This is a genomic window from Cellulomonas gelida (genome assembly GCF_006538725.1).
Classification (GTDB): Bacteria; Actinomycetota; Actinomycetes; order Actinomycetales; family Cellulomonadaceae; genus Cellulomonas; species Cellulomonas gelida.
Genome location: NZ_BJLQ01000038.1, coordinates 23,320 through 32,257, shown reverse-complemented (window position 1 = coordinate 32,257; position 8,938 = coordinate 23,320). Strand labels below are relative to the sequence as shown.

At 74.0% G+C, this 8,938-nt stretch carries 9 protein-coding genes; 1 reads left to right on the top strand and 8 read right to left on the bottom strand.

Going from position 1 to position 8,938, the window contains the following annotated elements; genetic code table 11:
* Window positions 1-299: 299 nt before the first annotated feature.
* Window positions 300-1,292, bottom strand: a complete 993-nt coding sequence (locus CGE01nite_RS14095; RefSeq protein WP_141371456.1) for an NAD-dependent epimerase/dehydratase family protein — start codon at window positions 1,290-1,292, stop codon at window positions 300-302.
* Window positions 1,293-1,536: 244 nt separating this feature from the next.
* On the opposite strand from CGE01nite_RS14095, the gene CGE01nite_RS14090 reads away from it, so the two are divergent.
* Entirely contained in the window at window positions 1,537-2,475 is a 939-nt protein-coding gene (locus CGE01nite_RS14090) for a hypothetical protein (RefSeq protein WP_141371455.1), read from the top strand.
* Window positions 2,476-2,484: 9 nt separating this feature from the next.
* Here CGE01nite_RS14090 and CGE01nite_RS14085 read toward each other — a convergent pair whose 3' ends face one another.
* From CGE01nite_RS14085 to CGE01nite_RS14055, 7 genes are all read right to left on the bottom strand, one after another.
* A complete protein-coding gene (locus CGE01nite_RS14085) occupies window positions 2,485-3,615 on the bottom strand; it encodes a fatty acid desaturase family protein (RefSeq protein ID WP_371857592.1) in 1,131 nt (376 codons plus the stop codon).
* A gap of 6 nt (window positions 3,616-3,621) precedes the next feature.
* Complete coding sequence (locus tag CGE01nite_RS14080; protein WP_141371454.1) at window positions 3,622-4,083, bottom strand: hypothetical protein; 462 nt, start codon at window positions 4,081-4,083, stop codon at window positions 3,622-3,624.
* Between the two features lie 56 nt (window positions 4,084-4,139).
* Window positions 4,140-4,532, bottom strand: a complete 393-nt coding sequence (locus tag CGE01nite_RS14075) for a LapA family protein (RefSeq protein ID WP_141371453.1) — start codon at window positions 4,530-4,532, stop codon at window positions 4,140-4,142.
* Window positions 4,533-4,648: 116 nt separating this feature from the next.
* Complete coding sequence (locus CGE01nite_RS14070; protein WP_141371452.1) at window positions 4,649-5,056, bottom strand: cupin domain-containing protein; 408 nt, start codon at window positions 5,054-5,056, stop codon at window positions 4,649-4,651.
* Window positions 5,053-6,591: a glycoside hydrolase family 130 protein gene (locus CGE01nite_RS14065; protein WP_218022633.1), complete on the bottom strand. Its 1,539-nt coding sequence runs from the start codon at window positions 6,589-6,591 to the stop codon at window positions 5,053-5,055. Before CGE01nite_RS14065 ends, CGE01nite_RS14070 begins: the two co-directional genes overlap by 4 nt.
* Window positions 6,588-7,646 carry an AGE family epimerase/isomerase gene (locus tag CGE01nite_RS14060; protein ID WP_141371451.1) on the bottom strand — a complete coding sequence of 353 codons (1,059 nt, stop codon included), beginning with the start codon at window positions 7,644-7,646 and terminating at the stop codon, window positions 6,588-6,590. Before CGE01nite_RS14060 ends, CGE01nite_RS14065 begins: the two co-directional genes overlap by 4 nt.
* Window positions 7,646-8,779 carry a glycosyltransferase gene (locus CGE01nite_RS14055; RefSeq protein ID WP_141371450.1) on the bottom strand — a complete coding sequence of 378 codons (1,134 nt, stop codon included), beginning with the start codon at window positions 8,777-8,779 and terminating at the stop codon, window positions 7,646-7,648. The genes CGE01nite_RS14060 and CGE01nite_RS14055 overlap by 1 nt, the downstream gene beginning before the upstream one ends.
* Window positions 8,780-8,938 lie beyond the last annotated feature (159 nt).

The window sequence follows — 8,938 nt, the reverse complement described above, 5'->3', positions numbered from 1 at the left end:
CGGCGAGGCCGCGACGGGCTCGGGCGAGATCGCCACGAACATCACGGGCGTCGCGACGGCCACCGCGCAGAACTCCGACGTCGTGACCCAGATGGGCCGTGCGATCGACGAGCTCGCGCACATGTCCACCGAGCTGCGCACCACGGCGGCCCGCTTCACGTACTGACCGCGCCTCACGCGGCGAACGACTCGAGCGCCGGCCCCTCGCTCCTCACGGCGAGCGGCCGGCGCTCGTCCGTGGTGCGCCTGCTGCCGACCGCCCGGGGGGCCCGCCGTGCGGGTGCCGACCGCCTGGGTGCCTACCGACCGGGTGCGTACCGGGCGGCGAGCTCGGCGTCGCGCTCGGCCGAGAGGCCGACCTTCAGGTCGCCCCCTCGCTCGCGCGCCCACGCGAGCGTGTCGCGCACCGTCTCGCCGAGCGGTCGCGTGGTCAGCCCGGCCGCGACCGCGCGGGACGTGTCGACCTGGAACATGCCGCGCATCTTCTCGTCGGACGGCGGGAGCCACAGCGGCAGGTCGACCCACGGCCGCACCTGCTCGGCCTCGCGCTGCTCGTCGGTCAGGACGACGGGCTGCGACGGGATGCCGGTCTCGTCGGCGACGGCCTGCAGGAGGTCGCCGAACGGCAGCGGGACGGTCGCGGCGTTGAACGTCCCCGGGACGCGGCCGGCACCGAGCCGCACGAGCCAGTCCGCGAGGTCACGCGCGTCGACGTACTGGAGAGGCGAGTCGAGCGGCGGCGCGACGTGCAGGCCCGGGGTGCTGGGGCGCTGCACCCAGTAGGTGAAGCGGTCGGTCGGGTCGTGCGGGCCGGCGATGATCGTCGGGCGCACGATCGTGCGGCTGTCGAACAGCTCGGCCACGGCGCTCTCGCACAGGGCCTTGAGGCCGCCATAGGTGTCGCCGTCGACCTCGTCGGGAACCGGTCCGTCGAACGCGGCCAGCGGCGCGTCCTCCGTGGTGCCGGGCTGCGCGAGGTTCGCGTACGTCGAGATCGTCGAGACCAGCACGTAGTGGTCGCACCGGCCGACGAGGTGCGCGGCGCTGCGGCGGACCTGGTCGGGGTGGAACGAGGACAGGTCGTGCACGACGTCCCACCGCCCGTCCGCGAGCGCTGACACGTCGCCGTTGCGGTCGCCGCGCAGGTGCGTCACGTCGGCGAACAGGCCGGGGTTGGACCGGCCGCGGTTGAACATCGTGACGTCCCAGCCATCCCGCAGCAGGCTCGTGACCAGGTGGATGCCCACGAACGTCGTGCCGCCCAGCACCAGCGCCTTCGGTCGCCCCCTCATCCCGCCGACCCTAGCCCCCACCCCACCCCGCCCGCCGCGACCCAGCACTTACTCAGGCCACCACACGTCTGAGCCGGAGCAACCGCTGGCTCGGCCCATAGCGCAGCGGCGACCCAGCGCCTACTCAGGCCAACACCCGTCTGAGCCGGAGCAACCGCTGGCTCGGTCCGTCGCGCAGCGGCGACCTCGCGCGTCGGCAGCGGCCTCTTCACGTTGTCGGACCGCGGGTCTAGCGTCGTCCGGCATGGACGCAGTCGTCGAGTACCTCCTCTCCGGAGACCCCGCGATCCGCTGGCAGGTCCTGCGCGACCTCGTCGGCGCACCGGACGACGAGGTCGCGGCGGAGCGGGCGCGCGTCGCCACCGAGGGGTGGGGTGCGCAGCTGCTCGCGGAGCAGGCCGACGACGGCCGGTGGGACGGCGGCACGTACCGGCCGGGCTGGGCCGACGAGTCGCGCCCCTTCTTCGACGCGTGGACGGCCACCCACTTCGCCCTGCAGTCCCTGGTCGACCTCGGGCTGGACCCCGCGAGCGCGCAGGCGCGCCGCGCCGTGGGCCTGGTGCGGGACCACGTGCGGTGGGAGTACGACGGGTCGCCGTACTTCGACGGGGAGGTCGAACCGTGCATCAACGGGATGGCGCTCACCGCCGGGGCGTACTTCGGCGCACCCGTGTCCCGCATCGTCGACACCCTGCTCGGCGGACAGCTGCCCGACGGCGGGTGGAACTGCTGGGCGCAGGACGCGAGCGCCGTCTCGTCGTTCCACTCGACCATCTGCGTGCTCGAAGGACTGCGCGCGCTGGAGACGGCGGGCGGCGCCACGGAGGCCACCCGCACCGCACAGGCTGCCGGGGAGACGTACCTGCTCGACCGCGGCCTGCTGCGGCGCAAGAGCACCGGCGAGCTCGTCGACCCGCGCATGACGATGCTGTCCTACCCGGTGCGCTGGTACTTCGACGTCCTGCGCGGCCTCGACCACTTCCGGCTGGCCGGCCGGCGCGACCCGCGGCTGAGCGACGCCGTCGAGCTGCTGCGCGCCAAGGCCGGCCCGCACGGCCTGTTCCCCTACGAGAACTGCCACCAGGGCCCGACTCTGTTCGACATGGAGGCCGAGGCCGAGGGGTTCCCGAGCCGCTGGGTGACGCTGCGCGCCCTGCGCGTGCTGCGCTGGTGGGACGCCTGACGCGCCGCGTCAGCGGTACTGCGCCACGAGCGGGCACTGGAAGGGGTCACGCGCGGCCAGCCCCACGGCGTTGAGGTGTCGCACGACGATCCCCCACGACCGCGGCAGGCTCGTCTCGGCGTAGGAGATGCCGTGCTCGGCGCAGAACGCGCGGACGGTCGGCTGCAGGCGCCGCAGGTTCGGCCGGGGCATGCTCGGGAACAGGTGGTGCTCGATCTGGTAGTTCAGCCCACCCATGAACAGGTCGGTCGTCGGCCCGCCGCGGACGTTGCGGCTCATGAGCACCTGGCGGCGCAGGAAGTCGAGGCGCGCGTCCCGCGGGACCAGCGGCATGCCCTTGTGGTTGGGCGCGAAGACCGCGCCCATGTACACCCCGAACAGCCCGAGCTGGACGCCGAGGAACGCGAACGCCATCCCCACGGGCAGCAGCCAGAACACGATCCCGAGGTAGCCCCCGATCCGCAGCGTCATGAACGCGATCTCGACCGGGCGGCGCTTGACCGTCCCGCGGCCGAACACGGTCTTGACCCCCGACACGTGCAGGTTCAGGCCCTCGAGCAGCAGCAGCGGGAAGAACAACCAGCCCTGCCGCTGCGTGAGCCAGCCCTTGAGGCCGGTGCGGACGGCGCGCAGGTCCTGGGTGTGGAAGATGATGACGTCCGTCGCGATGTCCGGGTCCGCGCCGATCTGGTTCGGCTTCGCGTGATGGCGCGAGTGCTTGTGCTGCCACCAGCCGTAGCTCATCCCGGCGTACAGGTTCGCGATGACCAGGCTCGACCAGTCGTTCCACCGCCCGGAGTCGAAGATCTGGCGGTGAGCGGCGTCGTGGCCCAGGAACATCACCTGCCCGAGCAGCACGGCGAGCACCGCGGCGACGACGAGCTGCCACCACGAGGGCCCGATGACGACGAACGCGGCGAACGTCAGCGCCAGCAGCGCGGTCAGCGCCAGGAAGCGCACCCAGTAGTAGGCGTGGCGTCGGCGCATCAGTCCGGACTCGTGCACGGCGCGGCTCAGCGCGGTGAAGTCGCTGACCTGCCGCTCACGGGCCGGGACCGCGCCGGCCGTCGACTGCGTCGCGGCACGTGACAGCCCGCTCGGCGCGGGTGTCGCGGCGCCGCTGGGGCTCGTCGGGCGCACGGCGGCCTACTCGAACCGGATCGACTCGACGGCCGCGTGCGTCGCGGCGGCCCGCTGACGCTCGTCGTCGGCGAGGGCCTCGGCCGCGACGGCCCGTTCGGAGGCACGGGTCCGCAGGTCCCCCGCGAGGTCGCGGAGCATCGCGGCAAGCGCCGCAGCGAGGCCGTCGCGGAGCTGGGCGAGGGTCGTGTTCTCGATGAGCAGACGACGGTCGGCGACGACGAGCCGCAGCGCGGGCCCGTCCGTCGGGGCACCGATCTGCGCGCACAGGCCACGGGCCGTCGCGGGGTCCTCGATGCGGGCCCGCTCGGACTGACTGACCTGCCGGGAGAACACGGCCGGGACCGTGTAGGCCGCAGGCTCGTCGGGCGTGCCGAGCTGCAGGGGGAGCCCCGTCTCGAGGACGGAGAGCAGATGCAGGTCGCTCGCGGCGGCGGGACCGGTCGGGGGGCTGGCGGTGGTGGTCATGGCGGCGACCTCTGTTCAGCTGGAGATGGACGGCGCGGGTGCGCGCCGATCAAGGCTCAGACGGTCGATGCCGTCGCGGCTTGCCGGTCCGTGCGGATGCGGCGGCGCAGCTGGCCGATGCGCAGGCTCCCGATGACGAGGGCGATCAGGCCGACGCCGATCCCGGCGATGAGCAGGACGAGCGAGAGCGGGGCCGAGCCGGACATCCCGAGGAACGTGACCTCGACGGGCGTCGTGTTCTGCATCATGAACACCACCAGGGCGATCAGGACGAGGACGCCGACGCACACGCCGACCCATGCGGCGCCGGTCCGCGAGCGCAGCGGTCGGTCTGTGGGCGACCCTTGCGTCACCTTCGACGGCCGGTAGCCGTCCGGCAGCGGGCGCATCGGCACGTCGAGCGGGGACGAGTTGGGGCGTGGGGTGGGGGTGTTGCGCTGGACGGGCATGACGCCCTCCTTCGACGTGCCAGGAGACGGGCCCTCGACTGAGGGCTGGCCATCCCGGGACTTCTTTCATCGTACGCCCGTTCGAGCGAATTGGCCCGGTTCGGGGAGCCTGCACCTCAGGGGTGGGAGGTGTCCGCCCGTCCGTACCGGTCCGCGAGCCGCACGACGTCGTCGCGCCACCCCGGGCCCGCGGTCGAGGACTCCGCGAGCAGCACGTCGGTCACCGCGGTGAGGCGGTGCAGCACGCCGGCGGGCAGGTGCACGACGTCGCCGGCGCTCAGCTGCTGCGGCACCAGGAGATCGGCCGCCGCGCCGTGCTCGATCAGCGCCTGGCCGGACACCACGACCATCGTCTCGTCCTTGTCGACGTGGTACTGCAGGCTGAGCTGCTCACCGGCCCGCACCACGAGCAGCTTGCCGACGTAGCCGTGCTCCCCCTCGGCGTAGATGTGCTCGTGCCCCCACGGCTTGACCTGCACGGTCCCGACGGTGAACCGGGCGTGCGGTCCGGTGCTGACGGTCATGGTGCTCCCTCGATCGGTGCTGCGGGGTCCTGCAGGGTGGTGGCAGCCGCGGCGGGACGCAGCGCGTCGAGCAGCGGGTCGAGGTCGACGAGCGCGAACCGTGTGGCGGTGTCGCTGCTGCCGTACGGCACGACGAGGGTGCGGCCGTGCAGCATCGCGCCGCACGAGTAGACGACGTTCGGGACGTAGCCGGAGCGCTCGTCGTCCGTGCCCGTCAGGAGCGGGTGCTCGAGCCGTCCGACGACGCGCGTCGGGTCGTCGAGGTCGAGCAGGAGTGCGCCGATGCCGTAGGTGCGCATCGGCCCGACCCCGTGCGTGAGCACGAGCCAGCCGCGCTCCGTCTCGACCGGAGGCCCGCAGTTGCCGAGCTGCACCAGCTCCCAGCCGCGCTCGGGGCGCTGCACGACGACGGGTGGTCCCCACCGGAGCAGGTCGTCGGACGTCGTGACCGCGTTGCTCTCCCGGTCGGCGCGCGACAGGGCGACGTACCGGCCGCCCACCTGCCGCGGGAACAGGGCCAGGCCCTTGTTGCGTGCACCCGGTCCGCCGACCGGCCGGCTCGACAGGTGCGCGAAGTCGGTCGTCGCCAGGAGCTGCATCGCGATCTCGTGACCGTCGAACGCGGTGTAGGTGCCGAGGTAGGTGACGGTGCCGTCGGGCGCCGTGAAGCGCACCAGGCGGACGTCCTCGATGCCATGGCTCTCGGTCGCGGTCTGTGGCATCAGGACGCGCTCGGGCAGGGCCGAGTCAGGCGGGAACGTGACGTCGTAGCTGCGTCGGGCGATCCGCTCGAACCGCTCGACCGTGCGCGACGCCGACCCGCGCGTGAGCCGCTGCGCGCGCAGCTCGCCGTATGCGCGGTCGAGGTCCGCGCGGCCGAACTCGCGGCCGAGCGCGGCGAGCACGAAGTCCGCGTTCGCGTGGTCGTCGTCGACGTCCTCGTCGATCTCCTGGGCGAACAGGGCGCGCGCGTAGCGGGGCTCGGCGACCACCGGCTGCCGGGTGTGCGCCGGTGTCGCGTCGAGCGCGATGACGCCCGCGGCGTCGATCACGCCGGTGCGCAGCTCGAGGCTCGACACGTGCCCCTCGCCGAGCGCGCGCAGTGTCAGCACGAAGCGCGTCGCGCCAGCGGGCAGGCCGCTCTGGTCCGGGTGCGGGACCATCGACGGGTTGAACAGCGCGGTCGACTCGACCGCGTACTCCTGCGTGAAGTACGCGCCCACGAGCCGGCGCCGGTGCGCGGGCAGCTCGTCGGCGTGCGCGAGCCGGTGCCGCACGAGCGCGAAGTGCGCGTCCCACGTCCCGGCGAGGTCGTGGTGGCGGTGCCCGAAGTCGGCCGTCAGCTCCCGCAGCTCACGCTCGACCTCGTCGTCGTCGAGCGCCAGGACCCGCGCGAGGACGGCGGCCGAGCGCGACTCGCCGGCCGTCACCATCTCCTGGCCGGGCAGGAACAGCCGCGTCACGACACGGTCGGGGTCCGGGCGCAGCACGAGCGCGGTGCGGCGCACCCAGGGCGGGTTGCCGGTGGCCGTCACGGCGCGACCGCGGGACCCGTCCCGACGAGCTGCGCGCACGCGAGCCACGCGAGGGTCGACTCGGCGCCCTGGTTCCGGTTCACGCCGTCGCGCTCGAGCCCGTCGAAGCCGCCGCCGGTCGCGGCGTCCCGCACGGGCACACCCGTGTCGTTGGCGCCCTCGAACCAGGCGGCGCAGCGCTCGAGGACCACGGACCAGCCGGGGTCGCCGGTGACCCGCAGGGCCGTCGCGGCGGCCTCGGCGAGCGCGGCGGCTTCGATGGGCTGCTGGTCGAACCCGGGCCGCGCGTCGTCGCGCCCGCGCCCGCCCGCGGGGACCACCGAGAGGTGGTCGTCGACCGTCTGCTCGGCCACCAGCCAGTCGAGCAGCCGGATCCCGTCCGCGAGCAGGCCGTCGTCCGCGAGCGCGTCCCCGACCGCGATCATCGCTTCCGGCAGCACGGGGTTCGCGTACGTGAGGCGGCTCTCGGGCCACGGCCAGCGCGCGTCCCGCACGGGACGCGCGAACCGGCGACGGGCGTTCTGCAGCAGTCGCAGCGCACCCGCGTGGTCCGGCGTGGCGCGCAGGAGCTCGACCGCGCCGAGCGCCGCGTACGCGGTGGCCCGCGGGTACGACGAGCGGGCGCACGTCGCGGCCGACGCCCCACGACGCGCGTCGTCGGCGAGCTCCGCGTCCGGCACACGGGCCGCCGCGGTGCCCATCGCCCACAGCGCGCGCCCCCAGTGGTCACCCGACGACGGTGTGTCGAGCCACGCGCCGTCCGGGCTGCGGCGGTTGTGCATCAGGCCGCCCTTGCGCACAGCCGAGCGCACGAACCGTAGGTAGACGCGGGTCAGCGCGAGCGTCTCGTCGTCCTCGCGCGTCCCGTCCTGCCGCAGGGCGCGGGACGTCACGACGAGCGCGCGCGCGACATCGTCGACGCACATGCCGTGCTCGACGCGCGGCTGCGTGCCGAGGGCGTGCTCGTACAGCCCGGTCGGCGTGGTGAGGCGGGCGAGGTGGTCGAACCGCACCCGCCGGTCGGGCACCGTCGCGAGGACGGTCGTGGGCGCCATCAGACGGCTGCCGGGAGCGCGACGTGCCGCACGCCGGCGGCGACGTCGAGGTACTGCGCGGCGACCGCGGGCCACAGCAGCGCGGCGGTGAGGCGTCGCGCCTCGGCGGCCATCGCGTCGGCGACGCCGTCGACGGTCAGCACCCGCTCGAGCGCGGCGGCCATCGCGGACGGGTCGCGCTGCGGCACCAGGATCCCCGCCCCGCTCGAGAGCAGCTCGACGGCGTGCGGGAACCGCGTGGAGATCACGGGCTTGCCCGCGGCGACGGCCTCGGTGAGCACGCCGGACGTGACCTGCTCGTTGGAGTCGTACGGGAGCAGGACGACGTCCGCGCTGCGGACCACCGCGCGCAGGTCCGCAGCGGGCAGGTACCGACCGTCGAACTGCACCGACCCGGTCAGTCCCAGGTCCTCGGTCAGGGCCGTCAGCCGGTCGCGGTACGCCTCACCGTCACGTTCGAGCACGCGCGGGTGCGTCTGCCCGACGACGCGGTACGTGGGCAGCGGCGCGCGGCCGCGCAGCTCCGCGAGCGCCAGCAGCGCCCACTCGATCCCCTTGCCCTGCGAGAGCAGCCCCCACGTGAGCACGGTCCGCGGCCGCGTGCTCGTCGTGCGCCCCGTCCCTGCCGTGGCGCGGTTGTCCTCCGCACCGTGCGGGACGACGGTGACGCGCGCCGGGTCCACACCCCAGCCCGCGACCAGGCGGTCCCGCGCGGTCGCGGTCATCGTGACCAGCGCGGCGGACCGCTCGACGAGCTCGGCCAGCACGCGGTGCTGGTTCGGCGTCGGGCGGGTCAGCACCGTGTGCAGCACCGTCACGACCGGCACTCGCACCCGCGCGACCAGATCCAGCACGTCCTGCCCGTCCGGCCCGCCGTAGATCCCGTACTCGTGCTGGACCAGCGCCACGTCGAACTCGTCGAGCGCCGCCGCGGCCCGCCGCGCACCCCCGTCGTCCCCCGCGACCCACTCGTGCACGACGAGCGGCGCCGCACCCTGCGGCTCGTCGACCAACCGCACGACCCCCACGTCCGCACCCGCCGCGAGCAGGTGCCGCACGAGCGCCGCGCTGAACGTCGCGATGCCGCACTGGGTGGTCGGATAGGTCGACAGAACTCCGAGACGGACGATCATGAGGGGGCTACTTCCCTGTACCTGCGCGCAGCGTGAGTGCTGCCGTCCACGGTGGGAGAAGGAGAAGGCCGCGTCCCCAGGGGCGCCTGGGTGCCGGCGCCGGGTCGTCCTTGCCGGAGAGCTGACACCCGACGAGAACACCCCGAGCCTAACAGCGCG